Origin of the sequence: Cryptosporangium aurantiacum (assembly GCF_900143005.1) — a bacterium.
In the GTDB taxonomy this organism is placed as follows: domain Bacteria; phylum Actinomycetota; class Actinomycetes; order Mycobacteriales; family Cryptosporangiaceae; genus Cryptosporangium; species Cryptosporangium aurantiacum.
The window spans coordinates 385494-411653 of sequence record NZ_FRCS01000008.1; the positions used below are offsets into that span (position 1 = coordinate 385494).

A 26160-nucleotide genomic window follows, 5' to 3' on the forward strand; every position below is an offset into this window, starting at 1 on the left:
AGAGTCGTCGCTGCGGAGGAGAGAACCGTGGACTACAAGCTGGAACTCGTCATCGTGCCGGTGTCGGACATCGATCGCGCGAAGGCGTTCTACCTCGACAAGATGGGCTTCCAGCTGGACGTCGACCACAGCGCAGGCGAGGACTTTCGCATCGTCCAGCTGACGCCGACCGGCTCGGCGTGCTCGATCACGCTGATGCGCAACCAGATGGAGCCGGGCACGCTGCGCGGCCTGCACCTGGTCGTGGAAGACCTGGAGGCGGCCCACAAGGAACTGGTCGCTCGCGGCGTCGAGGCCGGGGAGCCGTTCCACTTCGGGCCTGCCGGTCAGACCGCCGGGCTGCACCCGGAGCGGGAGAGCTACGGCTCGTTCCTGCAGATCACCGACCCGGACGGCAACGTCTGGCTGGTGCAGGAAGTAACGAACCGGACGCCTCGGGGGTGACCGCGTTCGAGACGCTCACCGAGCCGCACCGCCGCGAGTTGCACGTCCATTGCTACCGGATGCTCGCGTCGTTCCACGAGGCCGAGGACGCGGTGCAGGAGACGTACCTGCGGGCGTGGCGGAGCCGGGATCGTCTCGAGGACCGTTCCGGGGTACGGCCCTGGCTGTACCGGATCGCGACCAACGTCTGCCTGGACGCACTCCGCCGCACGTCGCGCAGGCTGCCCGCCGCCGACGCCACGGCGGAGGCGTCCTGGCTGCAGCCGTACCCGGACCGGCTGCTCGACGAGATCGCGCCGACCGACGACCAGCCGGACGCGGTGGCGGTGTCCCGGGAGACGATCGAGCTGGCGTTCATCGTCGCGCTGCAGGTGCTGCCGCCGCGGCAGCGTGCGGTGTTCCTCGCCCGCGACGTGCTCGGATGGCCGGCCGCCGAGGCTGCCGCGCTGCTCGGCACCAGCGTCGCGGCGGCGAACAGCGCGCTGCAGCGGGCCAGGACGACGCTGGCCGGGCACATCCCGGCACGACGGGCCGACTGGCCGTCCCCCGACCTCACCGCCGACGAGAAGCGGCTGCTGGCCGAGTTCGTCGAGGCCAACGAGCGGTGCGACGCCGCGGCGGCGATCCGGATCGCGTCCCGGGACATCCGGATCACGATGCCGCCGGACCGCCTGGAGTTCCGCGGGCTGGACGCGATCGCACCGCTGATCGAGCGGGCCGTCGGACCGGACCGGGAGGGCGACTGGCGACTGGTGCCGATCGCGGTCAACCGGATGCCGGCTGCGGCGAGCTACCTGCGGCGCCCCGGAGACACGGTGTTCCGCGCGTTCAAGATCGACGTCCTGCGGGTGGCCGACGGCCGGATCGTCGAGATCACGACGTTCGGCACGCTGCTGTTCCCGGCACTCGGCCTGCCACCGACGCTGGCCGACGCGGCCGCGGGGCGCGGGGTCGTCAGCGTGAGCTGAAGACCTCGCGGATCGCCTCGCGGACACGGTCGGCGATCGTGCTCCGCGTAGCCGGTTGCGGATGCCGCGGCGCGGACGCCTCCGCCACCCGCAGCGCCCGCCCCATCCGGAGCCGCTCGTTCGCGTCCAGGCGTTCCCGCACCACCGGGAACTCCTCGGTCTCCTCGTGGTCGGCGTGCGCGATGATCTCCACCGCCAACCGGGTGAAGCGGGCGTCGAACTCGTCCGAGGCGGGGTCCAGCCGGTCCAGCTCCGCCAGCAGCTCGGTGCCGTGCTGCTCCTGCCCCAGCAGCGCGTTGATGTCCAGGCCCGCGGGGCGAGCCCGCAACGGCGACTCGTCCACCGATGCGCGGAGGGTCCGCGGCTCCGGTGGCGGCTCAGCGTCCGCGAACTCGCGCATCCTCCGATGGAGCACCTCCTGCTCCGCGGTCTCGTGCACGGTGATCAGCCGCCGCAGATCGGCGAACGCGGCGGCCTTCGCCGGGCCGTGCGCACTCGCCACCTCGCGGAGCCCGGCTCGGATCTGTGCGTGCTGGTTCAACAGGAAGTCGACCGCCTCGAGGTCGACGTCGTCAGCAGTCATCATCCCTCCTCGGTCACCACGGGATTCCCGATCACAATCAGCACAAAACACCCATCACTAGTGTGAACTCCACCCCGCGTGGTGAAGACAGCGACATGGTGGAAACCGCCTCGCTCCTGCCCGGCCTCGTCACCGACTTGGCGCGGCTGGTCGCGATCCCGTCGGTGGCGTTTCCCGGCCATCCGACCGAACCGCTGCGCCGGGCCGCCGACCTGACCGCCGATCTCCTGACGCACGCCGGCGTGCCGGACGTCGAGCTGCTGCCGATCCCGGGCCAGCCACCGACCGTCGCCGGCCGGATCCCTCCTCCGCCGGGCGCGCCCACGGTGCTGCTCTACGCCCACTACGACGTCCAGCCGCCGGGCGACCCGGTCGCCTGGACCACGCCGCCGTTCGACCCGGTCGTCCGCGACGGTGCCCTGTTCGGGCGCGGCACCGCCGACGACAAGGGCAACTTCGCGATGCACCTGGGTGCGATCCGGGCCTGGCGAGGACGGCCGCCGGTCGGAGTAACCGTGCTGGTGGAGGGCCAGGAGGAGTACGGTGCCGGGCTGGCCGCCGCCCTCGACGCGGTACCACCGCACTACCTCAGCGCCGACGCCGCGGTCATCGCCGACACCGGCAACATCCGGCCCGGCGTCCCGACGCTCGGGCTGACCCTGCGTGGTCTCGCGGAGGTCGACGTCGAGGTCCGCACGATGGATCACCCCGTGCACAGCGGCGGCTTCGGCGGCCTCGCGCCGGACGCGCTGCTCACGCTGGTCCGGGTACTGGACAGCCTGCTGGACGAGCACGGCACGGTAGCCGTCCCCGGGGCTGGTTCACGAAGAGTGGCCCGGTACGGATCCGATCGACGTCCCCGGCAAGACCCCCGGAGTCCCCGTGCTCGGCAGAGGCTCCGGACGCACGGCCGGAGAACGCCTCTACGCCTCCCCGGCGCTCACCGTCATCGGTCTGGACGCCACGCCGCTCACCGCCGCGATGAACGTCGTCCCGCCGGTCGCGCGAGCGCGGATCAGCGTCCGGCTGGCCCCGACGCAGGACCCGGTCGCCGCACAGGATGCGCTCGTCACCCACCTGGAGCAGCAGCGGCCGTTCGGCGTGCCGGTCGCGGTCACCCGCCGCGCGGTGAGCGGCGGGGTCCGCACCGCCGCGGACGGACCGGCCGCGCGCGCAGCGCGCGAGGCACTGGCGACGGCCTGGGGCCGGGAGCCGATCCTGCAGGCCGACGGTGGTTCGGTGCCGTTCGCCGGTGCCCTGCAGCGGGTTCCGCACCCGCCGGAGGTGCTGCTGTTCGGCGTCCAGGACGCGCTGAGCGGCCTACACGGCCCGGACGAGCGGGTGTTGCTCGACGAGCTCGCGCGCGGCGTCGCCGCCGAGGCCGAGCTACTGGGCCTGCTCGCCTAGGTCCTTCTTCTCGGCCGCGCGCTTGCGGCGCTTGCCCTCGTGCATCGCCTGCACCCTGGCGACCGGGATCGTGCGTCCCTCGGCGATCAGCCCCTCGTCGAGGGGCTGCGGTTCGGGTAGGGCGTCTGCCCACGGATCCCGCTCCCCCAACAACGCGGACGCTGTGCGCAGCGTGAAGTCGCGCGGCGACACCGCATCCAAGTCGTCCCAGGACACCGGGAACGACACCGGCGTGCCCGGCCGGATCCGCGGGCTGTACACGGCGGCGACGGTCGCGCCACCGGCCCGGGTGGAGTCGAGGAACACCTTGTTGCCGCGGTCCTCCCGGATGAACGCGGTCGTGGCCAGCTCCGGGTCGAGCCGCTCGGCCCGAGCGGCGAGCGCCCTGGTCGCGGCCGCCACCTCCTCGGGGTCGGCATTCTCGACCGGGACGAAGATGTGCACGCCCTTGGAACCGCTGGTCTTCACGGCCCCGGCCATCCCGATGTCGGCGAGCGCGCGCCGGACCAGGTGCGCCGCGCGGACCGCCAGCTCGAACGCGCCACCTTCTGGCGGGTCGATGTCCATGATCAGGTGCGTGGGGCGGTCCCAGTGCCCGGCGCGCACCAGCGCCGCGTGGTACTCGATCGCCCGCTGGTTGGCCAGCCAGAGCAGCGTCCGGCGGTCGTTGCCGAGCGCGTAGGCGATCTCACGGTGCGACGACTCCGCCCAGTGCTTGACGGTCGGCACCCAGTCCGGCGTGTACTTCGAGACGTTCTTCTGCATGAACGGCTGCTGGCCCGGCCGCACCCGGATCACCGAGAGCGGCCGGTCCCGCAGGTGCGGAATCATCCGCTCGTGCAGCGCGTCGACGTAGTCGACCAGGTCACGCTTGGTCGCGTCGGCCCCGTCGAACAGTGGCTGGTCGAGGTTGGTGAGCGAAACCCCGGCACGTTCCTCGCTACCCATGGGCCTATCCAAGCGTGCGCAGCGCCTCTTCGACGATGCCTTCGGGTGTCTGCGTGCCGTCGATCGCCGCGCCCGCCTCGTCGGGGCCGAGCCGCTCGAGCGTCGCGAACTGCGAGTCGACGAGCGTTGCCGGCATGAAGTGCCCCTTGCGCTCGCTCACCCGCCGCACGATCGTCTCGCGATCAACGTCCACATGAAGGAACCAGACACCCGGGGCACCCTGCCGCAGCCGATCGCGGTAGCTGCGCTTCAGCGCAGAACACGGGATCACGCCGCCCTCGGCGGCGTGATCCGCGAGCCAGTCGGCGATCTTGCCGAGCCAGGGCCACCGGTCCTCGTCGGTCAGCGGCTGACCGGCGCTCATCTTGGCGACGTTCTCCGGCGGATGGAGGTCGTCGCCCTCGGCGAACGCGATGTCCAGCTTCTCGGCGAGTAGCGCGCCGATTGTGCTCTTGCCACAGCCGGTCACACCCATGACCACGACCAACGGCGCAGTAGATGCCATACCCCCACCGTAATGGGCCGGGTATCAGTCGAAGTCACCTGGCGAGAAGGCGCGGTGCTCGACCAGCACCATCCAGTTGCCGGAGTTGTCGCGCGCGACCGCCTCGACGCCGTACGGACGCTCCTCGGGCTCTTGCAGGAACTCGACGCCCTTCGCGCGCAGGTCGTCGTAGGTCTTGCGGCAGTCGTCGACGTCCATGCCGAGCCCGTGCATGCCGCCCTCGTCGAGCGCGCGGTTGATCGCCGCGACCATCTCCGGTGAGTGCGGCGGGCCGGGCACGGTCAGATGCACCTGGAGCTCGGGCTGGGACGGGTGCATGATCGTGCACCAGCGGTAGGAGCCGTCGGCGAGCGTGATGTCGGTGTGCTCGGCGAACCCGAGCACGTCGAGGTAGAAGGCCTTGGACGCGTCGACGTCCTTCACAAAAACGCTGGTGATCGAGATGTTGGTGATCATGGGACCAGGCTAGGAGGACGGCTTTTCCTCGCGCTTCTCCTCGCTTGCTCGTTTCTCGGCGAGCCCCCACATGAACACGAAACAGCCGGGGATGTGCGGCGCGCCGGTCGCCGCCCAGCGGCGCTGGAACTCGCTCGGGCTCTCCCCCACGATCTCGCGGAACCGGCTGCTGAACGAGCCGAGGCTGGCGAAGCCGACCGCCGTGCAGACCTCGGTGACGGTCAGGTTCGTGGCCCGGAGCAGGTCCTGGGCGCGCTCCACCCGGCGCTGCGAGACGTACGCGGCGGGTGAGAGCCCGTAGGTCGCGGTGAACATCCGCTGGAAGTAGTACTTGCTGAGCCCGGCGACCGCTGCCAGCGCGTCCAGGTCGAGCGGTTCGCGGTAGTGCCGGTCGGCGTGGTCGCGCGCTCGGCGCAGGTGCACGAGCAGGTCGCCCGGTGCGCGGCGCGGTCCGTTCACGCGTACAAACTAGTCCGGCGGGCCCGGGATTCGCCCGGGCCCGCCGGCCTCACTTTCCGAGCGCCGCCCAGGTGGGCGCCGCCGGGATGATCTGCAACGGCATCCGGGCCTCGCTCGGCGTCCGGTCGCCCTTGCGGTGGTTACACGGGCCGCACGCGGCGACCGTGTTCGTCCAGGTGTTGGCGCCGCCACGCGAGCGCGGCAGCACGTGATCGACGGTGGAGGCCGGGCGTCCGCAGTAGGCGCAGCGCCTGCCGTCGCGGACCAGCACGCCGGGCCGGGTCCAGGCCGGGCCGCGGTTGTGCCGCCAGCGGGTCACCACGTACGTGACCAGCCGCACCACTCGCGGGGCCGGGTAGGTGCCGACGAGCCGGCCGGGGTGGGACTCGTGCACCTCGGCGACTCTGCGCACGAGCATCCGGACGGCGTGCCGGAAGCTGACCCGGTGCAGCGGGCCGAGGTCGGCGTTCAGTACGAGGACGTCCACCGGGTCTCCCTTCGTCGATCGGTGTGTCGTTTGAGGTGCCGGGGTGGGACGGCGCACCTGCCTCGTTGTGCGGGTGGCCATTCCCGCCGGCGAGCCGCGACGACGCGTCAGGTCGCAGCCGGCCCGAGGCTTGCACTGTCCGTTCCCGGCACCGGTCCTTGGTGAGAGCGCAAAACAAAAAGCCGCCTCATTCGGCATCCGAAAGGGCGGCGAGAAGAGCGCGGAATTCGCCGCTACTCCCGCCGATGTCCCAGCTCGAAGCCGGTGCACATAATGGTTCCTGCCCTTCGTTCCGCGCTGACGGGAACCACCGTAGAGACCGCCGGATGAGGCGACAATTGAATTTGCGACGAGCGGAGGCCCGATGACCGACGACACCCTGAGCATCCAGGAGCGGCTCTATCCGAAGCTGCCGTGCTTCGGCTGCGGCCACGGCAACCCGAAGGGGCTGAAACTGCGGAGTTACCCCGCCGATGGCCACGTCAGTGCGGCGTTCACCCCGTGGCCGGAGCACGACAACGGCCTCGGCTATCTCAACGGCGGCATCATCTCCACCGTGCTCGACTGCCACAGCGCGGCGGCGGTGATGCTGGAGGCCGAGCGGCGCGGCTGGCCACCGCTGCCCGGCGCGGCGCTGGCGTACGTCACCGCCGGGCTCGACGTCCGGTATCTGCGTCCGGCCCCGCTCACCGAGACCGTCGAGTTGCGAGCCGTCGTCGCGTCGGCCACCGAGGCGGAGATGACCGTCGAGGTGGAGCTGGTCTGGGACAGCAAGACGCGGGCGGCCGCGACCGCGCTGTGGAAGCGCTGGCGTCCGCGGTAGCGGGTCGGCACTTCCTCCGTCCGGCTGTCATGCAGGTGCCCCAACCGGTTGGGCAGCGGCCAAAAGCCACCCGCCCGGTCCTCCCCCGGGGCCAGGATGAGCACCTGCCGTGGTAGTCGTGGTCCGGGGGTACCCATGACGAGGTCGAGAACTCTCGTCGCCGGCCTGGTCGTGGCGGTGGCGGCGTCCGCCTGCCAGACGTCCGCCGACGAGCGGGACGCCGCGCCCCAGGAGGCCGTTCCGCGGCTCGCGGTGGCCGACGGCGCCGGCGTCCGGATCCGTGACTCCACCGGCACGTTCACGACCGTCGCGCCGGTTCCGTCGGGCTGGCGTGTCGAGAGCCTGATCTGGTCCGGTGACGGCGAGCGGCTCGCGTGGCTGGCCGTGCAGACCACGACCGGGACGACCCGGGTCGGCGAAGCACCGGTCACCGGCGGCGCGGTTCGGCAGTGGACGTGTGACCCGCGCTGCGGCGCGGTCGCGTGGCACGGCGACGAACTGATCTCCGACGCCGCGGAGCCCGTCGACACCGTGAACCGCTACCCCGACTCCGGTTCGCCGCAGCCGCTGCAGCTCTCCGGTCTGTCCGTGGATCTGGGCGGCGACCGCCCGGTGTTGTCGCTGCTGGTGGGCAGCGCGGACGGCGTGTTCGTGGCCACGGCCGCGGCGCCGGGCGGCTCCAGCGCCATCCACCGGGTGAACGCCGACGGCACGGCGGCAGGCGTCCACGACACCGGCGCCGAGGCCACGCCGCGGCACGGCACGCTCAGTGCGGACGGGTCGCAGCTGGCATACGCGGTCGACCGGACGGTCACCGGCTGTCCCGCTACCGAGACCGTCGTCCTGGTCGACCTCGCGTCCGGCCAGGGATCCCCGATCGCACCACCGCTCTCCGCGGTGCCGCAGTTCGTCTCCGACCTCTGGTTCGACGAGGCGGGGACGGTCTACGCGTCCCTTCTGGAGGGTCCGGGCCCGTGCGCGGCGACGCCCGCGAGCAGGCCGACCGCCTCGGCGACCGCGCAGGTCCACCGCCGGGACGGCACGGTGTGGCGCAGCACCGGCGCACGGGCGCGCCAGGGCGCCGACCTCGGCGACGGGCGCACGGCGTTGCTGACCGGTCCGTCGACGGTGGCGCCGGACGGGGTCCACGGGTCGCCGCCGGGTGCGTTGACGCTGTCGGACTCCGCTGGTAGCGACCAGGTTCTGGCCAAAGCAGTCACCGCGTTCGCCGTCGCGCCCAGCTGATCCCTGGGCGGCCGCCCAGCCTGATTACCCACTGTGCTCACCGGACGCCCCTCTTCCGATTTGATTCCTGGGCGCAGAATGTGAATACGGGGGTGGGCCGATCACTGGGGTGGGGGGACCGATGTCGCAAGACCCTGTGTTATCCGTTTGGTACCTGTATGAGCCGGAGGAAGTCTATTCCTTCGTCAAGGAAGGCGACCGCATCACGTTCGGTCGCGACGACAAATGCGATCTCATCATTTTTTCGGCGATCAACGGAGAGTCACTGTCACGCGTCGCCGGACGGATCTGGCGTATGGAGGGGGAACTCTGGGTTCGCAACCTGTCGGAGAAGCACGAACTGTGGATCACCCAACCGGGGATGCCACCGCAACCGCCGCTGCCACCGCGCGACCCGGCCCGGCCCGATCCCGGGGCGGCCCAATCGATCCCCGGTGACCTGGCGTACGTCCGGGGCCCGGACGGTTGCGTGCTCGTCGTCGCTCAGCAGCGGATCGAGCCGGCGCTGCCGACCGTGCTCGACGACCGTCCGACGACGAGCCTCCCGCCGGTTCCGACCGAGCTGAGACCGGTGGCCGCCGCGCTCTGCGAACCGCTGCTGCGCGGCAAACAACTGCCCGCCTCGTACGAGGAGGTGCAGCGCAGGCTCGCCACCAGGAGCCGCAAGCAGATCCGCGACCAGGTGCGCCGGCTCTGCGACCTCTACTTCACCGAGGTCCCCGATCTGCGGGAACGGGTGGAGGCACGGCGGCGCCTGGAGGAGCAGGAGCTCGGGCTTCCCGCCGCGCCGAGCGTCGTCCACAAAGGCATTCGGGTGTTCGCACCCGCGCCGGAGACCGACGAGGACGTCGAGGTCAGCCGTCGCCGGGCGCTGACCCTGCCGGACTACTACGAGGTGGCGCACCTGCTCGTACGCCGCCGCTCGATCACCGCCGAGGACCTGCGGCTGCTCTGAACGCAAAGCGGGGTGCCGCCGGAAGGCGGCACCCCGCGTCGCGTCAGGCCGGTACCTGCGCGTAGCCGGCCGGACGTGTGCTGAACGTGCCGCGGCCCTGGCTGCGGCTCCGCAGCCGGGTCGCGTACCCGAACAGCCCGGACAGCGGCACGACCGCCGTCACGACGACGGTCCCACCGCGGGTCGCCGAGTCGGTGACCCGGGCGCGACGCGCGGTCAGGTCACCGAGCACGCTGCCCACGGCGCCCTCGGGCACGGTCACCGTGACCTCGACGACCGGCTCGAGCACGGCGGTGACGCACGCCCGCAGCGCCGCCCGCAGCGCGAGCTTGCCGGCGGTGCGGAACGCGAACTCCGAGGAGTCCTTGGAGTGCGTCGCGCCGTCGGTGAGCCGCACCCGGGCGCCGATGACCGGATGCCCGTGCGGACCCTCGGCCAGCGCGTCCCGGCAGCCGGCCTCGACCGCCCGGACGTACTCGCGCGGCACCCGGCCACCGACCACCGACGACGTGAACTCGAAGTCCTCGCCCGGCGAGACGTCGAGCACCACGACCGCGAACTGACCCGCGCCGCCGTCCTGCTTGACGTGCCGATACGTGAACCCCTCGGTGCCGGAGACCACGGTCTCCCGGTACGCCACCTGCGGCCGGCCGACGTTGACCGCGAGACCGTAGTCCCGGCGCAGCTTCTCCACCGCCACCTCGAGGTGGAGTTCCCCCATGCCGGAGAGCAGCGTCTGCCCGGTCTCCCGATCCGTGCGGACGCGAAGCGCCGGGTCTTCCTCCACCGACCGGGCCAGCGCGGTGGCCAGCCGTTCGGTGTCGGTGCCCCGCCGAGCCTCGACCGCCATCGACACCACCGGTTCCGGTGACGTCGGCGGTTCCAGCAGCAGCGGCGCGTTCGGTGCGCACAGCGTCGCGCCGGTCGCGGCGGCCTTCGGACCGACCAGCGCCACGATGTCGCCGGCACCAGCGCGCGGCACCTCGGTGTGCCGGTCCGCCTGCACCCGGAGGATCCGGCTGATCCGTTCGGTGCGTCCGGTTGCGGCGTCCAGCACGTGTCCTCCCTTCGCGAGCGTGCCCGCGTACACGCGGACGTAGGTCAGCCGACCGGTGGGGGTCGCGGACACTTTGAACACGAGCCCGGCGAACGGTGCCTCCGGATCGGCCGGACGCTCCTCGTCGTGCCCCTGCCAGGTACCGCGCACCGCGGGCACGTCCAGCGGCGACGGCAGGTAGGCCACGACCGCGTCGAGCAGCGGCTCGATGCCCCGGTTGCGGTACGCCGACCCGCACAGCACGACCAGCCCCGCGCCGGTGCGGGTCAGGTCGCGCAGCGCTGCGGTCAGCGTCGCCTCGGAGAGGTTCGGGAACTCCTCCAACGCGAGCGGATGCAACTCGGCCACGGCCTCTTCCAGACGTCTCCTCCGCGCGTCGGCTTCCTCCCGCAGCTGATCCGGGATCGGGCCGCGCTTCAGCTCGTCCTCCCAGGTCAACGACCGCATCGCCACCAGGTCGACGACGCCGGTGAAACCGTCTTCCCGGCCGATCGGCAGCTGCACGACGAGCGGCACCGCGGACAGCCTCGTCCGGATCGACTCGACCGCGGCGTCGAGGTCCGCGCCCGCCCGGTCGAGCTTGTTGACGAACGCGATCCGCGGCACGCCGTACCGGTCGGCCTGCCGCCAGACCGACTCGCTCTGCGGCTCGACGCCGGCCACGCCGTCGAACACCGCGACGGCCCCGTCGAGCACCCGCAGCGACCGTTCCACCTCGACCGAGAAGTCGACGTGGCCGGGCGTGTCGATCAGATTCAGGCGGTGGTCGTCCCAGACGCAGCTGACCGCGGCCGAGAAGATCGTGATCCCGCGGTCGCGCTCCTGCGGGTCGAAGTCGGTGACGGTGGTGCCGTCGTGCACCTCGCCCCGCTTGTAGGTGGTACCGGTCGCATAGAGGATCCGTTCGGTGGTGGTGGTCTTGCCGGCATCGACGTGGGCGAGAATGCCCAGGTTGCGGACGCGGGCGAGGGTTTCGGTGGTGCGTACGGCGCGCATGGCCTTCCGGCCCTCTCTGGTTGCTCTGCCAGAACTGCGCAATGTGGACGCCCGGCGAGAGGCGTTCTCGCGGGTGGGCGTCCGTTCTTCCGGTATCAGCCGCGCGGCTGGAACACCGGGCTCACCGAAGACACCAGGATCACCTCGAACAACGACCGGGGGACGATGACAGCGGTGCGGTAGCGCACGGCCGGCTCCCCTCGTTTCGAGTCCTGATACAGCGCCTGTCCAGGCGCGTTTCGCACCGTAGCCACCCCGCGCAACCCTCGCCACCGATTTGTCGGGTAGCTGGCTCACGCGTACCGCCGCTCGTTCGGCGCGCCGCCGTCTACGGTCGGTGTCATGACGGCCGACCTGCGTCCTCCCGCCGAGATCCTGTGCGGGCTCATCCGGGACGTGTCCGACGACCAGCTCACGACCCGGACGCCCTGCGGCGGCATCCCCGTCGGTGAGCTGCTCGACCACATCGACACGTTTGCGGTCGCGTTCACCGGAGCCGCCACGAAGTCCGTCGACCCGGGCCCGCCGCCGACCCCAGACGTGTCGCACCTCGGCGACGACTGGCGCGACCGAATCCCCACCCGCCTGACCGCACTCGCCGACGCCTGGGCTGCGCCGGAGTCCCGCAGCGGCCACACCAGCGCCGGCGGCCTCCCGATGGCCGCCGACGAGGCCGCGGCCGTCGCGCTCAACGAAGTGCTCGTCCACGGCTGGGACCTGGCCGTCGCCCTCGGCCGCCGCTACCCGGGCGACGACCCGGCGCTGGCTGACGCCGTGCGCGCCGCCCATGCGTGGGTGGACGCGATCGCCGCCTCGAGCCCCGACGGAATCCCCGGGCTGTTCGGTCCGAGGGTGAAGGTCCCGGCCGACGCGCCGCTCTTCGACCAGCTCATCGCCGCCACCGGCCGCGTCCCACGCTGAGCTAGGGTCGGGCCCGCACCGCCCACGGCAGGAACAGCACCGCCGCCACGGCGGTCAGCCCCTGAGCGTCCACCACGAAGTGCCAGAACACCGGGTGAGCAGCACCCGCGCGCAGACCGGCCGCGCCGATCGAGGGAAGGCTGACCGTCAGCAGCACCGCCCAGACCGCGGCAGGCACGTAGCGGCGCGCCGCCACCAGCGCGGACAGCGGCAGCACCAGCCACACCAGATGATGCACCCAGGATATCGGCGATACCGCGACCGACAGCGCCGCGAGCACGCCGACCGCGCCGAGTCGGTTTCCGTCGCGCTCGAGCCGGCGGGCGCCGAGCGTCGCCACCGCCACGAGTAGTAGCGCGGACGCGAGCCAGAGCAGGGACACGGTGTGGTCGGGGAGGCCGGTGCGCAGCAGCATGCCGCGCACCGATTGGTTGCCGACGACGTCGTTGGCGCCGAACCGGTCCGAGTCCCAGAGCGCGCGCCAAAGGTACTCTGCGGCGCTGGGCCAGAGCAGCAACAGCCCGGCGAGGGTGGCGCCGACCGCGGTCACGGTCACGGTCATGAACGTCCGCCAGCGACGGGTGACGAGCAGCCACGGGACGAACACCGCCGGGGTCAGCTTCACCGCGATCGCGACGCCCAGACCGATCCCCTCCCGGCGGTGCCGGCGAAGGAGATCAACCGCGACCAGCAACACCAGAAACAGCCCCACCTGCCCGAACCGGAGGTGGCTGCGGACCGGCGCGGACACCAGGAGCAGCGCCAGCGTCAACGGCAACCCGATCCGCGCGACGACCGGCTGCATGGCGAACCGCGCCACGCCCACCAGCGCGGCCAGCGACGCCGCCACCCACAGCACCTGCAACAGCCCGAGCGGCACCCGGGACAGCGGTTCGCTGAGCACCGCGGCGAACGGCGGGTAAGTGAACGGCATGTCGAACACCGTGCGGAACTCGTAGACGTCCGAGCCGGTCCCCGCGGTGCTGCCGGCGCCGTAGTAGACGAGCAGGTCCTTCATCCGATCGTCGCCGGACACCAGGAACAGCGGCACCAGCGGAACCAGCAGCGCGAGCCCCGGCAACACCCAGGCGCCCCGCGACGTGGTCAGCCACCGCGGAGGGCCCGACGGCTCGAGGACGGGCGCACGGACCCCACCGACCGGCGCCGGCCACGCCGCCACCGCGGCGAGCACCATGACGCCCAGCGCCCACCCGGCCACCACGTCGGTGACCCAGTGCAACCCCAGCACGACCCGGCTCAGCCCCACCGCGACGCCCACGATCCCGACGAGCCAGAACAGGCGCGGTCGCCGGAACTCGCGCGCCACCAGGCCCCACCCCAGCACGGCCGCCATCGCGTGCCCGGACGAGAACGAGCCGGAGCCGTCCAGCGGCGTCGGGCGAACCAGCGTCACGAACGTGACCGCTTCGATCATCTGCGCGACGGCCAGCACGACCAGCGGCACCACCGCACGGCGCCACGACGACCCCGACGAAACGCGCACGAACGCCAGCACGGCGAGCACCGGATAGAGCACCGCGCCCGAACCCAGCTGTGTCACCGCGCCGGCGAGGTCGGACCCCGGCGACGACAACACACGCCCAACGGCCAGGTCGACACCGAGCGGGCGGCCACCGACCCCGAGCACCGGTACGAGCACCGCAGCCAGCACCACCGCACCGACCAGGAACGGCACCTGCAACGAGGCCCCGAACGGCGACCACGAGGGAGCCCGGAACGGCACCCGGGATGACCCCGCGAGCGGCGTCCGCAATGAAGTACGCATTCGCTGCAGGGTCCCATCCTGCAGCCACCATCGCGGTCGTCAACCCGACCGAGCGACTCGCATACTGAGCGCAGCGCCCCGGACCGCCGGATTCGGTCCCGCATTCAACCGAACGCACCAGTCATCCGTAGTTCAGTCGGACCTGGCAGTCTGACCGACGTCGACTAACGATTGCATCGATACAGACGGCCGCAGCACGAGAGGGATCGACGATGGATATCGCCGCGCAGTACGCGGACGACCGGAGCGCACCGCCATCCACGCTGGTGATCTTCGGCGCGTCCGGGGACTTGACCAGGCGGAAGCTGATCCCTGCTGTCGCGAGCCTGGCGCGGCACGGGAGATTGCCGAAGGAGTTCGCGCTGGTCGGCGTCGCGCGCACGCCGATGTCCGACGACGAGTTCCGAGTTTCGGTCCTCGGCGACTCCGGCCTGGGCGATCTGGGGCAGCTGGCCGGCGGGGGTCTGCGGTACGTGTCCGGTGGTTACGACGACCCGGAGACGTACAAGAGCCTCGCGACGCTGCTCGACGAGCTCGACCACCAGCGCGGCACCCGCGGCAACCACCTGTTCTACCTCTCGACGCCGCCGCAGGCATTCACGCCGATCATCAACGGCCTGGCCGGCGCCGGGCTGAACCGGCCGCGCTCCGAGGAGGGGTTCTCCCGGCTGGTGATCGAGAAGCCGTACGGCACCGATCTGTCCAGCGCCCGGCAGCTCGACGCGACCGTGCACTCGGCGTTCGAGGAGCAGCAGGTCTTCCGCATCGACCACTACCTGGGCAAGGACACCGTCCAGAACGTGCTCGCGCTGCGGTTCGCGAACTCGATCTTCCAGCCGATCTGGGACCGGTCCTGGGTCGATTCCGTCCAGATCACGGTCGCCGAGACGCTCGGCGTCGGCACCCGGGGCAGCTTCTACGAGACCGCGGGTGCGATGCGCGACATCGTGCAGAACCACGTGCTCCAGGTGCTGGCGCTGGCGCTGATGGAGCCGCCGGCCTCGTTCGGCGCCGAGGCGCTGCGCAACGAGAAGGTGAAGCTGCTGCAGGCGATCCGGCTGCCCACCGACCGGGACGTCGCCGACGTCGCCGTCCGCGGCCAGTACACCCGCGGCGGCACCCGGGAGGAGCTGATGCCCGGGTACCGCGAGGAGCCGGGCGTCGACCCGCTGTCCCGGACCGAGACGTACGCGGCGCTGCGGCTGGACGTCGACAACTGGCGCTGGGCAGGCGTGCCGTTCTACGTCCGGACCGGCAAGCGGCTCCCGGCCCGGGTCACCGAGGTCGCGCTGCAGTTCCAGCGTCCGCCGCACCTGCCGATCCCGGGCAACCAGCTCACCGAGCTGGAGGCGGACGCGCTGATCCTGCGCATCCAGCCGAACGAGGGCATCTCGCTGCGGTTCGGCGCGAAGGTGCCCGGTCACTCGTTCCGGGTGCGGACCGCGAGCATGGAGTTCTCGTACGACCAGACGTTCCAGGAGGAATCGCCCGAAGCGTACGAGCGGCTGATCCTGGACGCGCTGCTCGGGGACGCGACGCTGTTCATCCGGACCGACGAGGTCGAGCAGTGCTGGCGGATCGTCGACCCGATCATCGAGCACTGGGCGAACGACACCAGCCCGATCCCCACGTACGAGGCCGCGTCCTGGGGCCCGACCGACGCCGACCGCCTGATCGGCCGCCACGGGAGGGTCTGGCGCACCCCCGCGTGAGCCTTCACAAACGGTGAAGATCGACGTCGACCAGCGCACCGTCGAGAACGGTTGCGGTCATGAACGACGCAAACGGCTGGCGACGTCGATCCGTGGGCGACCCCGGGTTGAGCAGCCGTAGCCCGTTCGGAGCCGTGGTGTCCCACGGGATGTGCGAGTGCCCGAACACCAGCACGTCGGCGTCCGGGTACTGGGCCGCGCACCGCCGCTCCCGGCCGCCCGCCGCACCGGTCTCGTGCACGACCGCGACCCGCAGCCCGTCCAGCTCGACCCGGGCGACCTCCGGCAGCCGGGCCCGCAACGCCGGTCCGTCGTTGTTCCCGTAGACACCGACGAGCCGGGCGGCCCGCGCTTCCAGCGCGTCCAGCAGGGCGACGTCGACCCAGTCACCGGCGTGAAACACCACGTCAGCGGCGTCGACGTCGTCCCAGAGGGGCGCCGGGAGGTCCCGGGCGCGCTTCGGCACGTGCGTGTCGGCCATGATCACGAGGCGCATGCGCTCAGAGTAGGAGTTACATCGTGAGGACTTTGGTGACCGGCGCCCGGGGCAAGGTCGGCGTCGCAGCGGTCGAGGCACTCGTCGCGGCCGGACACGACGTCACCGCGACCGACCTCGCGCCGCCGTCCTTCGACCGTCCGGCGCCGGACGCGCCCGCGGCAGAGAGGGTCCCGTACGTGCGGGCCGACCTGACCGATGCCGGCGACGTCTATGCGCTGGTGGGCGGTTTCAGCGCGGGTGAGGGCCAGAAAGCCGGCCGCTATGACGCGGTCGTCCACGCCGGTGCCATCCCCGCACCGGGACGTCACGCCCCGGCCACCGTGTTCCAGAACAACCTGGGCGCGCTGTTCAACGTCGTCGAGGCCTGCGTCCGGTGCGGTGTGCCCCGGCTGGTGAACATCTCCAGCGAGACCGTCACCGGGTTCCACTTCGCCGAGCGTCCCTGGTACCCGGTGTACCTCCCGCTCGACGAGGAACACCCGGCCGCGCCACAGGACCCGTACGGGCTGGCCAAGCACTTCGGCGAGCAGCTCTGCGACGCCGCCGTGCGGCGGTCGGACCTGAAGGTGCTCTCGCTCCGGCCGACCTGGGTGCAGAACGCCGCGAGCTACCCGCTGAACCTCGGTCCGATCGTCGCCGACCCGGACGCTCCCAGCCTCACCGGCTGGTCGTATGTGGACGCCGACGACCTCGGGGACGCGATCGTCCTCGCGGCCGAATCCGACATACCTGGCCACGAGGTGCTCTACATCGCGGCTGCGGACACCGTCGGCGGCCGGGACCTGCACGCGTCCTGGCGGGCGGCGTACCCGGACGCGCCCACCGAGCTGCGGCCGGTCTCCCGGCCGGACGCGAGCGGCATCGACTGCTCCAAGGCGAAACGGCTGCTCGGCTGGGAGCCCCGTCGGAGTTGGCGCGATCACGTCGGCCCCGAGCCGAAACCCTAAGGTCGGGGTCTGGCCGGACGACCCGGCTGGCATGGGTGACGGACCGACCCGCTGGTTCAGCGTGGGCACGAGCGACGCTGCGGACGGTGGCCGGGCGGGCAGGGAGGCCACGGCTGCCGCGGTGGCCGGCCGGGACGCCACGCTCGTCGTCGTCCTCACCCGGGTGCGCGACGACCTGGACGCGCTCGTCGACGGCGTCCGGTCTCAGCTCACCGGCAACCCGATCGTCGTCGGCACCTCGACGTCCGGGCAGTACACAGCGGGCGCCGACGGCACCGACGCGGTCACGGTGGCCGCCTACGGCGGCCCGGGGCTGCAGGCCTCGTATCGGGTGGCCCCACTCAACCGTTCCGGACGAGACGCCGCGGCCGACGCCGCCGAGTGCACCGCCGACCTCACGCTGCCGCACCGGGCGCTGCTGTTGTTCTTCGACAGCCTCGACGAGGATCAGCAGGAACTCGTCCGCGGCGCGTACTCGGTCGCCGGAGCAGCGACCCCGCTGGTGGGCGGCAGCTCCGGCGACGACCTCGCGTACGTCCGGACCTACCAGATCGCCGGCACCGCGGACCGCATCGAGGTGCTCTCCGGAGCGGTCGTCGGTGTCGGGCTGGCCTGCGAGACGCCGCTGGGCGTCGGCATCGCCCACGGCTGGCGGCACACCGGCGCGCCGATGTCGGTCACCCGGAGCGCCGCCGGGCGGGTCTACGAGCTCGACGAGCAGCCGGCCCTCGACGTCTACGCGGCCCGCGCCGGCCTGGACGCCGACCTCGCCCGCGACCCGGCGGCGTTCGCCCTGGCCGCGCTGCGTTCACCGCTCGGGCTGAACCGGCGCGGCGGCGAGGACATCCGGGTGATCCACGGCGGCGACCCGGACGAGCGGTCGCTGGCCTGCCTCGCGGACGTGCCGCAGGGCGGGCTGGTCTGGCTGATGGACACCGACGAGGACGCGCTGGTCGCCGCGGCCGACGAGTCCTGCCGTCAGGCCCTGGAGAAGCTGGACGGCACGCCGCCGCTCGGCTTGCTGACGTTCGACTGTGCGGTCCGCAAGCTGATGCTGGGCCCGGAAGGCGTCGAGCGGGAGACCGCGGCACTGGGCGCCGTGGCCGGATCGGTGCCGTTCGCCGGCTGGTACACCAACGGCGAGATCGCCCGCACCCGAGGATCGGCGGGCCTGCACCACCTCACGATGGTGACGCTGGCCCTGACCTAGGCCTTCCGACCGACCGCGCCGTATCCGGGAGCCTGCTCACCGGGGGTGTCCGCCGGGATCCGGTCGAGTGCGTCCGGACGCCAGCGGTGGGTCAGCGTCACGCCGGGTTCGATCAGCGCGAGGCCGTCGAAGAACCGGGTGAACTCCTCCTCGGAGCGGGCGCGGAGCTTCATGCCCTGCGCCTTGTACATCGCCTCGGTCTTCTTCGTCTCTTCCGGCTGGAACTCGCCGGTCAGGTGCGACATCACGAGGTAGGAGCCGGACGGCAGCGCCTCGACGAGCCGGCCGGCGACACCGTAGGCGTCGTCCTCGTCGTCCAGGAAGTGCCCGATCGCCAACAGCAGCAGACCGATCGGGCGGCTGAAGTCGAGGGTTTCCCGAGCGTGAGCGAGGATCGTCTCGGGGTCGCGGATGTCCGCGTCGACGTAGCTGGTGAGACCCTCCGGCGCGCTGACCAGCAGCGCCCGCGCGTGGACGAGGACGATCGGATCGTTGTCGACGTAGACGACGCGGGCCGCGGGGTTGATCGTCTGCGCGACCTCGTGCACGTTCGGAGCGGTCGGCAACCCGGTGCCGACGTCGAGGAACTGGTCGATCCCGGCCTCGGTGGACAGGTACGTCACGGCCCGGCGGAGGAAGTCGCGGTTGGCCAGCGGCCCGATCTCACCCGCGGGGTTGGCGCGAATCGCGTCGGCGACCTGCCGGTCGGCCGCGAAGTTGTCCTTGCCCCCGAGTAAGGCGTCGTAGACCCGGGCGGGGTGGGGAACGCCGGTGTCCAGCTCCGCGGGTGTCCTGCCGTCGGTCTGCGCGTCCACGCGTGCAGGGTAACCGACCGTCCACATCGTTCACCGCGAGCCCCGACGTAGAGTCCGTGGCATGAACATCGGGTTGGACGCGCTGGTCGCCAACGTCCGCGCGTTCCGTCCCACCGCACTCCCCACCGAGGGCTTACGCCACGCCGCGGTCGCGCTGGTCGTAAATCGCACCGGCTCGACGCTGGGCATCTGGCTGACCCGTCGGGCGTCGCGGCTGCGCGCCCACCCCGGCCAGTTCGCGCTGCCGGGCGGCCGCCTCGACCCGGGCGAGAACGCGGTGGACGCCGCGCTCCGCGAGCTCGGCGAGGAACTGGGTGTGGTGGCGCCGCAGAACTCGTACGTCGGGACGCTCGACGACTACGCCACCCGATCCGGTTACGTGATCACACCGGTGGTGTTCGCGCTCGGCGACGCGCCCCCGCTGGCGCCGAACCGCGACGAGGTCGCCGAGGTGTACACCATTCCGCTGGCCGACCTCGACGTCGAACCGCGCTACCTGCGGATCCCCGAGTCGGAGCATCCGGTGATCCAAGTGCCGCTGGTGGGCAGCCTGATCCACGCGCCGACCGCCGCGGTCCTCCACCAGTTCCGCGAGGTGGCGCTGCACGGACGCGCGACCCAGGTCGCCCACCTCGAACAGCCGGTCTGGGCCTGGCGCTGATCGTGTCCTTGCGCGCCGCCGCCGTTCGTCGGTTGGGTGAGCGGAGGAGGACTCCATGAAATACGTACTGCTGATCTGCGGCGACGAGACGGCCGAGGAACACGCGAACGACGGCTGCGGCGGCTGGGACACCGAGATGATCGAACGGGGCGTCCTGTACGGCGGCGCCGGGCTCCGGCCACCCGCGGACGCGACGACGATCCGCGTCCGGGACGGCGAGGCTCTGCTCACCGACGGGCCGTTCGCGGAGACCCGGGAGCAGATCGGCGGGTTCTGCCTGATCGAGTGCGCCGATCTGGACGAGGCGATCGAGATCGCGTCGAAGCACCCGGCCGCGACGTACGGCTCGATCGAGGTCCGCCCGCTGATCCCGTGAGTACTGACGTCACCGCGATCATCGACGACGCCTTCCGCACCGAGTGGGGGCAGATCGTCGCGACGCTGATCCGCGTCACCGGTGACTGGGACCTGGCCGAGGAGGCAGCCCAGGACGCGTTCGCCCAGGCGCTCGCGCGGTGGCCGGAGGACGGCGTCCCCCGCCGCCCCGGCGCGTGGCTGACCACCGCCGCCCGGAACCGGGCGCTCGACCGGCTGCGCCGCGACGCCGTCGGCGCGGCCAAGCTCCGGGAGGTCGCGACGCACCCACCGGCTCCGCCCGAGACGCACGACATCCACGACGATCGTCTGCGGCTGATGTTCACCTGCTGCCATCCGGCCCTGGCGCTGGACGCTCAGGTGGCGCTGACCCTGCGGACGCTCGCCGGGCTCACGGTCGCCGAGATCGCGCGCGCGTTCCTGGTCTCCGAGTCGACGCTGGCCAAGCGCCTGGTGCGGGCGAAGCAGAAGATCCGGCACGCCGGGATCCCGTACCGGGTGCCGCCGGCGCATCTGTTGCCGGAACGCACACCCGCCGTGCTCGCGGTGCTCTACCTGCTGTTCAACGAGGGGTACGCGGCCACCGCCGGCCCGGAGCTGGTCCGTCGTCCGCTGACCGGCGAGGCGGTCCGGCTGGCCCGGCTGCTGCACCGCCTGATGCCGGACGAGCCGGAGGCCGCCGGCCTGCTGGCGCTGATGTTGTTCCACGGGTCGCGGTCCGCGACCAGGGTTGCGGACGGGGAGATCGTCCCGCTCGAGGAACAGGACCGTAGCCGGTGGGACGCCGTGGCGATCGCCGAGGCCGAGGCCATTCTGGACGCCGCACTGCGCCGCAGCCGCGGACCGTCCCCAGGCCGCTTCGGGCCGTCGGGGCGGCCGGGGCCGTATCAGGTGCAGGCGGCGATCGCGGCGTGCCACGCGACCGCCCCCACCGCCGCCGACACCGACTGGCGGCAGATCGCCACGCTCTACGGCACGCTGCGCGAGCTGACCCCCTCCCCCGTCGTCGCGCTGAACCAGGCGGTGGCCGTGGGCATGGCCTACGGGCCCGACATCGGGTTGGCGCTCACCGACGCGCTCCGGGGCGAGCTGGCCGACTATCCGCTGTTCCCCGCCGTCCGCGCCGACCTGCTCCGGCGCCTCGGCCGCGCGTCCGAAGCCGCGCACGCTTACCGGGAGGCGATCGACCGGGCCGCGACCGAACCCGAACGCCGATATCTGCAGCGCCGCCTGTCCTCTCTCACGGGTCACCGTTCGTCGGTGGAGTGACCACCGCACTCCGGAAGGACCCCCGATGGACGAGATCCGCGCCGCGATCGCGGCCCAGCGCCGACAGCTCGCCGACACGCTCGCCGCCCTGCCCGAGCCCCGCTGGGACGAAGCGACGCTCTGCGCCGGCTGGCGCGTCCGCGAAGTGATCGCCCACGTCACGATGGCGTTCCGCTACTCCCCCGCCCAGTTCTTCTGGCACTTCGCGCTGGCACGCGGCAACTTCAACCGGCTCGCCGACCGCCGGGCCAAGGCGGACGCCGCGGCGCTCACCGCCGCCGAGCTGACCGCCTCCGTCCGGGACAACGTCAACCACCCGTGGAAGCCGCCGGGCGGCGGTTACGGGGGCGCGCTCACCCACGACACCGTGCACGCGCTCGACATCGCAGTGCCCCTCGGGCTCGACTGGCACGTGCCGGAGTCCACGCTGCGAACCGTGCTGGACGGCTGGTCGGCGGAGCGCGGCCGGAAGGTCTTCGGCGTCGACCTGACCGGTATCCGCCTGTGCGCGGACGACCTGGACTGGACGCTCGGGGACGGCGAGCCGCTCTCCGGACACGGCACCGACCTGCTGCTGTACCTGTGCGGCCGCACGCTCCCGCCCGGCCGTCTCCGCGGCCCGGCCGTCAGTCGCTGATCTCGTCCTGGGCCTTCTTCTCGGCCTTCAGGCGCTTGCGCTCCAGCCGACGACGCTCAGCCTCCGCCTTGCTCGGCCGCCGCTTCACCGATACGCCGCCCCAGAACGCGAACCCGGTGACGACGATCATCGGCGCACCGGGCGTGCCGACCGCCGACGCGCCGTGGTCGAAGCCGCCCATGATGCCCAAGCCGGTGACGTGCACGGTCGCGTTCTCGGGTGCGATCACGTCGATCCCGCCCATGATCGCGACCGCGCGGATCGTCACCGTGCCCTCGGTGAACACCGCGTCCCGGAGGTCGATGGTGCCGCCGCCCCAGAACGCCAGGCACTCGAACTTGCTGGTCACCGTCCAGCGGCCGCTGCGCTTGAACCCGCTCATGATCGCCACCGCGCTCCTCGAGGGCGGCAGCACCAAGCCGTGCGGCTCCGGCGGCGCGGGCACGAACTCGGCACGCGGGGCAGGCAGGTCGACGGTGAGCGGCTGCAGCTCGGCGTACGTGCGGGCCGAGTAGACCTGGGCCAGCCGCGCGTCGAGTTCGTTCAAGTCGATGCGACCCTCAGCGGCCGCCTCGTGCAGCGCCGCCGCTACTCGCTCGCGGTCGGCATTGGACGCACGGAGGACGCCGGTCTCGGGGTGACCGGGGGACGTGGGTTCCGGAAGCGTGGCCACACGTCGAGGATAGGCCCGCGCACAATCGATTCGGGAGTCCGATCAATCCGGAAGCAGCGGAACCGTGAAGCCTTCGCCGCGGCCGAGAAGCGCGGCCCTGGTCACCGAAGCGGAGCCGAACCGCGTGCGGACGGCGTCCAGTGCCGAGTCGAGCCCGCCGTCGTCGGGGCGGTCGAGCGGCAGCATCAGCTGCTCACCGACGCCGTCGAGGTTGGCGACCGCCACCCCGATCAGCGTGACGCCGCGCTCCTCGATCAGCGGCAGCGCGGCGGCGAGCAGCTCACGGGCGGCGTCGAGCAGCACGGCCGTCGACGAACTGGGCCGGGGCAGCGTGTGCGAGCGGGTGGCGCGCGTGTAGTCGTCGAACCGCAGCCGCAGCGTCACCGTGCGCCCGGCCCGGTCGGCCGCGCGCATCCGGCGGCTGACCCGGTCGACCAGACCGGCGAGCGCGGCCTCCAGGTCGGCGACCGCGTGCGGGCCGCGGCCGAGCGCCCGCTGCGCACCCATCGAGCGGCGGCGGCGACCCACCACGACCGGGCGCGGATCGCGGTTGTGCGCGAGCGCGTGCAGGTGCCGCCCGGCCCCCGGCCCGAGCACCGACACCAGGTAGGCCTCACCGAGCCTGGCCACCTGACCGACCGTGGTGATCCGTCGTTCCCGCAGCTTGGCCGAGGTGACGGTGCCGACACCCCAGAGCCGCTCGATCGGCAGCCGGTGCAGGAAGTCCAGTTCGGCGTCCGGCGGCACGACCAGCAGGCCGTCCGGCTTGGCGACACCGCTGGCGACCTTCGCCAGGAACTTCGTCCTGGCCACGCCGACCGTGATCGCCAGGCCGACCCGCGCCCGGACCTCCGACCGCAACCGGACCGCGATGTCGGCCGGCTCGCCGCTCACCTTCCGCAGGCCGCCGACGTCGAGGAACGCCTCGTCGATCGAGAGACCTTCGACGAGCGGAGTGGTGTCGCGGAACACCTCGAAGACGGCCTTGCTGGCCGCGCTGTACGCGCTCATCCGGGGCGGGACGACGATCGCCTGCGGACACAGCGCGCGGGCCATCCGGCCACCCATCGCGGTGCGGACGCCGCAGGCCTTCGCCTCGTAGCTGGCGGCGAGCACGACCCCGCCGCCGACGATCACCGGGCGGCCGCGCAGGCGCGGGTCGTCCCGCTGCTCGACCGACGCGTAGAACGCGTCGAGGTCAGCGTGCAGGATCGTCGCCCGCGCCGAGGGCTCAGCCACCCGGCGATCATCGCACACATGATCGAAGAATTACCCGACCAGCGGTTTGACTTCCTGCGCGACGAAGCGCACATAGCCCTCCAGATCCGCCTCGTCGGCGGTCGGCGTGAACACCAGGGCGTCCGCACCCGCGTCGACGTACCGGGCGGTGCCCTTCGCGAACGCCTCCGCGTCGCCGGCGACGCCGAGATCGCTGGTGACGTCGTGCCCCCACGCCTGGTGCTCCCGACGCAGACGCTCGGCGGCGTCCGGGCCGGTCGTGGCAGACGTGAACACGACGACGCGGTGCGGATCGGTGCGACCGGCTGCCGCCCGGCCCGCCTCGATCTCGCCGACCGCCCAGCGGACGCGTTCCGGCGAGTTCTGGCCGTCCAGAATCGTGCCGTCGGCGGCCTCCCCCGCGAGCCGCAGCGTCTTCGGGCCGACCGCGCCGACCAGGATCTGGGGTGGCTGCGCCGGTGGCCAGTCGAGCTTCACCTTGTCGAGCGTCACGTACCGGCCGGACGTGGAGACTTCCTCGCCGCGCAACAGCGTCCGCATGGCGTCCACATGTTCGCGGAGCAGGGTCATCGGCGAGGACTCCCGCGCACCGACCTGACCCATCCATTCCTGCACGCCGTGGCCGACGCCCGGCAGGAAACGGCCGGGGAACATCCGCTCCAGGGTCGCGATCTCCATCGAGGCCAGCGCGACGTTCCGGAACGGCACCGGGAGCAGTCCGATGCCGACCCGCAGCCGCTCGGTGACGGCCAGCGCTGCCGCCGCCGCCGCGATGCCGCTCTGCCAGAAGCAGTCCTCCCAGAGCCAGAGTTCTTCCAGCCCGGCCTCGTCGGCCGCGCGGGCCACTGCGCGCAACTGCTCCGGAGGTACTTGGGGACGAAAAACGACACCGAGTGAAGTCATGTCCTGTTCCTACTGATCAGTTCCTGCTCGAGCAAGGCAGTTGTCGCGCACCGTCGGCGCGCGAACAGTTTCCGGGTCGGGCCTCAGACGGTCGACCTGCGGTTTCCCCAGGACGCTTGAGCGGAACCCGTTCCGGCCACAGGAGGAGCCATGACCACCGACCAGCAGCCGTCCGCACTCGCGGCGGCGTTGACCGCGCCCTACCGGCGAACCGAGCGCACCAGCCGAATCCGGCGTCTCGCCGCCTGGATCCGGACGTCGGAGGCTCGTCCCCGCCGGGTCGTGGTCGCCGCGATCCTGGTCGGCCTGCAGGCAACAGTGTTCCTGCTGAGCGCTCTCCGGCACGCGTCCGAGCAGGACTTCGGCACCGCGGCCGCGCTGGGCGTCGGGTTCGTGGTTGCGGCGCTGGTCGCGTACGGGCTGTCCCGCGGCAACAGCTTCGCGTTCGTCATGACGCTCGGCTACACGTCGGTGGACGTCCTGCTCACCGCGATCGACGGCTGGGGGCTGGCGCTCGGATCGCTGGTGTTGCTGATCCTGCTGGTGACGCCCCGGTCGAGGGCGTACTTCCGAGGCTGATCCGCGCGCTCGCCGAGGGGCCGTGATCCGCTGTGTAGCCCGGAGTTGCGTCGCTCGCGGGAGCGGCGCGTGATGAAACGCGGATAGGGCCAGCCCTGGCTGGCCCTATCCGCGTTTCATCACGGAGCGGACCGTCTGGTGCGTGCCTACATCCCCGCTGCCCGCGACCGTCGTGGCCGGCCACGGCGGGTGACCCGATCGGGATAGCGATCCGTGCGCTGCGAGGCACCGGCCCTTCAGCGCGGTGAGTGAACGCGTTCAGGGGACCTATAGGGCGCCTGGATGCGCCCACTTTGGATACCAACGGAAGCGGCAGCCCGAGCTCCGCGCCGGGGGGTGCAGTAGAGGGCGCCGTGGCCGGAAGGCCGCCGTGGCATACGAAACCGGGGTGTACGCGTCTGTTACAGCCCCGGAACGGGTCATCCGGCGGGCCGGGGAAACGGCGAAGAGCCGCCACCGCAGCCAACCCCGCTAAGGGTTGGGCGGTGACGGCTCTCCGTCAACGTAAAAGTCCGGCGGCGTCCTACTCTCCCACACCATCACCAGTGCAGTACCATCGGCGCTGAGGAGCTTAGCTTCCGGGTTCGGAATGGGACCGGGC

The 26160-nt window shown here is 71.9% G+C and carries 28 protein-coding genes, 1 rRNA gene and 1 pseudogene; 16 read left to right on the forward strand and 14 right to left on the reverse strand.

Features of this window, described 5'->3' with window-relative positions:
• Nucleotides 1-27: 27 nt before the first annotated feature.
• Both BUB75_RS26760 and BUB75_RS26765 read left to right on the forward strand, forming a co-directional pair.
• A complete protein-coding gene (locus tag BUB75_RS26760) occupies nt 28-444 on the forward strand; it encodes a glyoxalase superfamily protein (RefSeq protein WP_073260567.1) in 417 nt (138 codons plus the stop codon).
• On the forward strand, nt 441-1412 hold the full coding sequence (locus tag BUB75_RS26765; protein ID WP_218617778.1) for an RNA polymerase subunit sigma-70: 972 nt from the start codon (nt 441-443) through the stop codon (nt 1410-1412). Before BUB75_RS26760 ends, BUB75_RS26765 begins: the two co-directional genes overlap by 4 nt.
• On the opposite strand, the gene BUB75_RS26770 is transcribed toward BUB75_RS26765, so the two are convergent.
• Nucleotides 1399-1995 carry a hemerythrin domain-containing protein gene (locus BUB75_RS26770; protein WP_073260568.1) on the reverse strand — a complete coding sequence of 199 codons (597 nt, stop codon included), beginning with the start codon at nt 1993-1995 and terminating at the stop codon, nt 1399-1401. The two genes, BUB75_RS26765 and BUB75_RS26770, sit on opposite strands and share 14 nt — an antisense overlap.
• A gap of 95 nt (nt 1996-2090) precedes the next feature.
• Here BUB75_RS26770 and BUB75_RS48560 point away from each other — a divergent pair.
• Together BUB75_RS48560 and BUB75_RS48195 are read left to right on the forward strand one after the other, a co-directional pair.
• Nucleotides 2091-2606: pseudogene (locus tag BUB75_RS48560) on the forward strand (M20/M25/M40 family metallo-hydrolase); the annotation flags it as partial.
• A 271-nt stretch (nt 2607-2877) separates the two neighbouring features.
• Complete coding sequence (locus BUB75_RS48195) at nt 2878-3402, forward strand: M20/M25/M40 family metallo-hydrolase (protein WP_218617779.1); 525 nt, start codon at nt 2878-2880, stop codon at nt 3400-3402.
• On the opposite strand, the gene BUB75_RS26780 is transcribed toward BUB75_RS48195, so the two are convergent.
• Genes BUB75_RS26780 through BUB75_RS26800 form a run of 5 tightly spaced genes read right to left on the reverse strand, consistent with a single transcriptional unit; the run spans nt 3382 to nt 6257 of the window.
• Nucleotides 3382-4350: a DNA polymerase domain-containing protein gene (locus tag BUB75_RS26780; RefSeq protein ID WP_073260569.1), complete on the reverse strand. Its 969-nt coding sequence runs from the start codon at nt 4348-4350 to the stop codon at nt 3382-3384. The two genes, BUB75_RS48195 and BUB75_RS26780, sit on opposite strands and share 21 nt — an antisense overlap.
• Before the next feature lie 4 nt (nt 4351-4354).
• Nucleotides 4355-4825 (reverse strand): gluconokinase, encoded by a 471-nt coding sequence (locus BUB75_RS26785; RefSeq protein ID WP_245806309.1) that lies wholly within the window; start codon nt 4823-4825, stop codon nt 4355-4357.
• 54 nt (nt 4826-4879) lie between these two features.
• Complete coding sequence (locus tag BUB75_RS26790; RefSeq protein ID WP_073260571.1) at nt 4880-5311, reverse strand: VOC family protein; 432 nt, start codon at nt 5309-5311, stop codon at nt 4880-4882.
• A gap of 9 nt (nt 5312-5320) precedes the next feature.
• Nucleotides 5321-5770, reverse strand: a complete 450-nt coding sequence (locus BUB75_RS26795) for a helix-turn-helix domain-containing protein (protein ID WP_073260572.1) — start codon at nt 5768-5770, stop codon at nt 5321-5323.
• 49 nt (nt 5771-5819) lie between these two features.
• Nucleotides 5820-6257: an HNH endonuclease gene (locus tag BUB75_RS26800; RefSeq protein WP_073260573.1), complete on the reverse strand. Its 438-nt coding sequence runs from the start codon at nt 6255-6257 to the stop codon at nt 5820-5822.
• 364 nt (nt 6258-6621) lie between these two features.
• Here BUB75_RS26800 and BUB75_RS26805 point away from each other — a divergent pair, with 364 nt between their 5' ends.
• The 3 genes from BUB75_RS26805 (at nt 6622) to BUB75_RS26815 (ending at nt 9280) form a co-directional block, all read left to right on the forward strand.
• Nucleotides 6622-7080, forward strand: a complete 459-nt coding sequence (locus tag BUB75_RS26805; protein ID WP_073260574.1) for a PaaI family thioesterase — start codon at nt 6622-6624, stop codon at nt 7078-7080.
• 135 nt (nt 7081-7215) lie between these two features.
• Nucleotides 7216-8325: a hypothetical protein gene (locus BUB75_RS26810; protein ID WP_143175416.1), complete on the forward strand. Its 1110-nt coding sequence runs from the start codon at nt 7216-7218 to the stop codon at nt 8323-8325.
• Nucleotides 8326-8620: 295 nt separating this feature from the next.
• Nucleotides 8621-9280: a hypothetical protein gene (locus tag BUB75_RS26815; protein ID WP_143175417.1), complete on the forward strand. Its 660-nt coding sequence runs from the start codon at nt 8621-8623 to the stop codon at nt 9278-9280.
• 43 nt (nt 9281-9323) lie between these two features.
• On the opposite strand, the gene fusA is transcribed toward BUB75_RS26815, so the two are convergent.
• Nucleotides 9324-11333, reverse strand: coding sequence for an elongation factor G (gene fusA / locus BUB75_RS26820; RefSeq protein WP_073260577.1), 2010 nt, complete (start codon nt 11331-11333; stop codon nt 9324-9326).
• A gap of 342 nt (nt 11334-11675) precedes the next feature.
• On the opposite strand from fusA, the gene BUB75_RS26825 reads away from it, so the two are divergent.
• Nucleotides 11676-12254: a TIGR03086 family metal-binding protein gene (locus BUB75_RS26825; RefSeq protein ID WP_073260578.1), complete on the forward strand. Its 579-nt coding sequence runs from the start codon at nt 11676-11678 to the stop codon at nt 12252-12254.
• A gap of 1 nt (nt 12255) precedes the next feature.
• Here the strand turns inward: BUB75_RS26825 and BUB75_RS26830 are convergent, their stop codons facing one another.
• Nucleotides 12256-14040: a glycosyltransferase 87 family protein gene (locus BUB75_RS26830; RefSeq protein WP_084741763.1), complete on the reverse strand. Its 1785-nt coding sequence runs from the start codon at nt 14038-14040 to the stop codon at nt 12256-12258.
• A 212-nt stretch (nt 14041-14252) separates the two neighbouring features.
• Between BUB75_RS26830 and zwf the strand changes: the two genes are divergently transcribed.
• The gene (gene zwf, locus BUB75_RS26835) at nt 14253-15752 is read left to right on the forward strand and encodes a glucose-6-phosphate dehydrogenase (RefSeq protein ID WP_073260580.1); all 1500 of its coding nucleotides are present in this window, start codon (nt 14253-14255) and stop codon (nt 15750-15752) included.
• Between the two features lie 4 nt (nt 15753-15756).
• Here the strand turns inward: zwf and BUB75_RS26840 are convergent, their stop codons facing one another.
• Nucleotides 15757-16248: a metallophosphoesterase family protein gene (locus BUB75_RS26840; RefSeq protein WP_073260581.1), complete on the reverse strand. Its 492-nt coding sequence runs from the start codon at nt 16246-16248 to the stop codon at nt 15757-15759.
• 23 nt (nt 16249-16271) lie between these two features.
• On the opposite strand from BUB75_RS26840, the gene BUB75_RS26845 reads away from it, so the two are divergent.
• Together BUB75_RS26845 and BUB75_RS26850 are read left to right on the forward strand one after the other, a co-directional pair.
• Nucleotides 16272-17198: an NAD-dependent epimerase/dehydratase family protein gene (locus tag BUB75_RS26845; RefSeq protein ID WP_073260582.1), complete on the forward strand. Its 927-nt coding sequence runs from the start codon at nt 16272-16274 to the stop codon at nt 17196-17198.
• Nucleotides 17199-17229: 31 nt separating this feature from the next.
• Entirely contained in the window at nt 17230-18408 is a 1179-nt protein-coding gene (locus BUB75_RS26850) for an FIST signal transduction protein (RefSeq protein WP_073260583.1), read from the forward strand.
• Here BUB75_RS26850 and BUB75_RS26855 read toward each other — a convergent pair.
• The gene (locus BUB75_RS26855) at nt 18405-19223 is read right to left on the reverse strand and encodes an SAM-dependent methyltransferase (protein WP_073260584.1); all 819 of its coding nucleotides are present in this window, start codon (nt 19221-19223) and stop codon (nt 18405-18407) included. The genes BUB75_RS26850 and BUB75_RS26855 overlap by 4 nt on opposite strands.
• Nucleotides 19224-19284: 61 nt before the next feature.
• Between BUB75_RS26855 and BUB75_RS26860 the strand changes: the two genes are divergently transcribed.
• Genes BUB75_RS26860 through BUB75_RS26875 form a run of 4 tightly spaced genes read left to right on the forward strand, consistent with a single transcriptional unit; the run spans nt 19285 to nt 22165 of the window.
• Entirely contained in the window at nt 19285-19884 is a 600-nt protein-coding gene (locus tag BUB75_RS26860) for an NUDIX hydrolase (RefSeq protein WP_073260585.1), read from the forward strand.
• Between the two features lie 55 nt (nt 19885-19939).
• Nucleotides 19940-20260 (forward strand): YciI family protein, encoded by a 321-nt coding sequence (locus BUB75_RS26865; RefSeq protein WP_073260586.1) that lies wholly within the window; start codon nt 19940-19942, stop codon nt 20258-20260.
• Nucleotides 20257-21528: an RNA polymerase sigma factor gene (locus tag BUB75_RS26870; protein WP_073260587.1), complete on the forward strand. Its 1272-nt coding sequence runs from the start codon at nt 20257-20259 to the stop codon at nt 21526-21528. Before BUB75_RS26865 ends, BUB75_RS26870 begins: the two co-directional genes overlap by 4 nt.
• 25 nt (nt 21529-21553) lie before the next feature.
• Complete coding sequence (locus tag BUB75_RS26875) at nt 21554-22165, forward strand: maleylpyruvate isomerase family mycothiol-dependent enzyme (RefSeq protein ID WP_073260588.1); 612 nt, start codon at nt 21554-21556, stop codon at nt 22163-22165.
• Here BUB75_RS26875 and BUB75_RS26880 read toward each other — a convergent pair.
• The 3 genes from BUB75_RS26880 to BUB75_RS26890 are packed head-to-tail and all read right to left on the reverse strand — an operon-like array spanning nt 22155 to nt 24980.
• Nucleotides 22155-22838 carry a DUF1707 SHOCT-like domain-containing protein gene (locus BUB75_RS26880; RefSeq protein WP_073260589.1) on the reverse strand — a complete coding sequence of 228 codons (684 nt, stop codon included), beginning with the start codon at nt 22836-22838 and terminating at the stop codon, nt 22155-22157. The genes BUB75_RS26875 and BUB75_RS26880 overlap by 11 nt on opposite strands.
• Before the next feature lie 42 nt (nt 22839-22880).
• Nucleotides 22881-24077 (reverse strand): DNA polymerase IV, encoded by a 1197-nt coding sequence (dinB, locus tag BUB75_RS26885; RefSeq protein ID WP_073260590.1) that lies wholly within the window; start codon nt 24075-24077, stop codon nt 22881-22883.
• 30 nt (nt 24078-24107) lie between these two features.
• Entirely contained in the window at nt 24108-24980 is an 873-nt protein-coding gene (locus tag BUB75_RS26890; protein WP_073260591.1) for an LLM class flavin-dependent oxidoreductase, read from the reverse strand.
• A 150-nt stretch (nt 24981-25130) separates the two neighbouring features.
• On the opposite strand from BUB75_RS26890, the gene BUB75_RS26895 reads away from it, so the two are divergent.
• Entirely contained in the window at nt 25131-25559 is a 429-nt protein-coding gene (locus tag BUB75_RS26895) for a hypothetical protein (protein WP_073260592.1), read from the forward strand.
• A gap of 510 nt (nt 25560-26069) precedes the next feature.
• Here the strand turns inward: BUB75_RS26895 and rrf are convergent.
• A 5S ribosomal RNA gene (rrf, locus tag BUB75_RS26900) occupies nt 26070-26160 on the reverse strand; the annotation flags it as partial.

Bases quoted from the DNA above. Each gene is read 5' to 3' on its own strand.
- BUB75_RS26805 (WP_073260574.1), top strand. From the start codon at position 6,622: ATGACCGACGACACCCTGAGCATCCAGGAGCGGCTCTATCCGAAGCTG.
- BUB75_RS26890 (WP_073260591.1), bottom strand. From the start codon at position 24,980: ATGACTTCACTCGGTGTCGTTTTTCGTCCCCAAGTACCTCCGGAGCAG.
- BUB75_RS26860 (WP_073260585.1), top strand. From the start codon at position 19,285: ATGAACATCGGGTTGGACGCGCTGGTCGCCAACGTCCGCGCGTTCCGT.
- BUB75_RS26895 (WP_073260592.1), top strand. From the start codon at position 25,131: ATGACCACCGACCAGCAGCCGTCCGCACTCGCGGCGGCGTTGACCGCG.
- BUB75_RS26840 (WP_073260581.1), bottom strand. From the start codon at position 16,248: ATGCGCCTCGTGATCATGGCCGACACGCACGTGCCGAAGCGCGCCCGG.
- BUB75_RS26790 (WP_073260571.1), bottom strand. From the start codon at position 5,311: ATGATCACCAACATCTCGATCACCAGCGTTTTTGTGAAGGACGTCGAC.
- BUB75_RS26850 (WP_073260583.1), top strand. From the start codon at position 17,230: ATGGGTGACGGACCGACCCGCTGGTTCAGCGTGGGCACGAGCGACGCT.
- zwf (WP_073260580.1), top strand. From the start codon at position 14,253: ATGGATATCGCCGCGCAGTACGCGGACGACCGGAGCGCACCGCCATCC.
- BUB75_RS26785 (WP_245806309.1), bottom strand. From the start codon at position 4,825: ATGGGTGTGACCGGCTGTGGCAAGAGCACAATCGGCGCGCTACTCGCC.
- BUB75_RS26875 (WP_073260588.1), top strand. From the start codon at position 21,554: ATGGACGAGATCCGCGCCGCGATCGCGGCCCAGCGCCGACAGCTCGCC.
- fusA (WP_073260577.1), bottom strand. From the start codon at position 11,333: ATGCGCGCCGTACGCACCACCGAAACCCTCGCCCGCGTCCGCAACCTG.
- BUB75_RS26825 (WP_073260578.1), top strand. From the start codon at position 11,676: ATGACGGCCGACCTGCGTCCTCCCGCCGAGATCCTGTGCGGGCTCATC.
- BUB75_RS26770 (WP_073260568.1), bottom strand. From the start codon at position 1,995: ATGACTGCTGACGACGTCGACCTCGAGGCGGTCGACTTCCTGTTGAAC.
- BUB75_RS26830 (WP_084741763.1), bottom strand. From the start codon at position 14,040: ATGCGTACTTCATTGCGGACGCCGCTCGCGGGGTCATCCCGGGTGCCG.
- BUB75_RS26810 (WP_143175416.1), top strand. From the start codon at position 7,216: ATGACGAGGTCGAGAACTCTCGTCGCCGGCCTGGTCGTGGCGGTGGCG.
- BUB75_RS26780 (WP_073260569.1), bottom strand. From the start codon at position 4,350: ATGGGTAGCGAGGAACGTGCCGGGGTTTCGCTCACCAACCTCGACCAG.
- BUB75_RS26815 (WP_143175417.1), top strand. From the start codon at position 8,621: ATGGAGGGGGAACTCTGGGTTCGCAACCTGTCGGAGAAGCACGAACTG.
- BUB75_RS26865 (WP_073260586.1), top strand. From the start codon at position 19,940: ATGAAATACGTACTGCTGATCTGCGGCGACGAGACGGCCGAGGAACAC.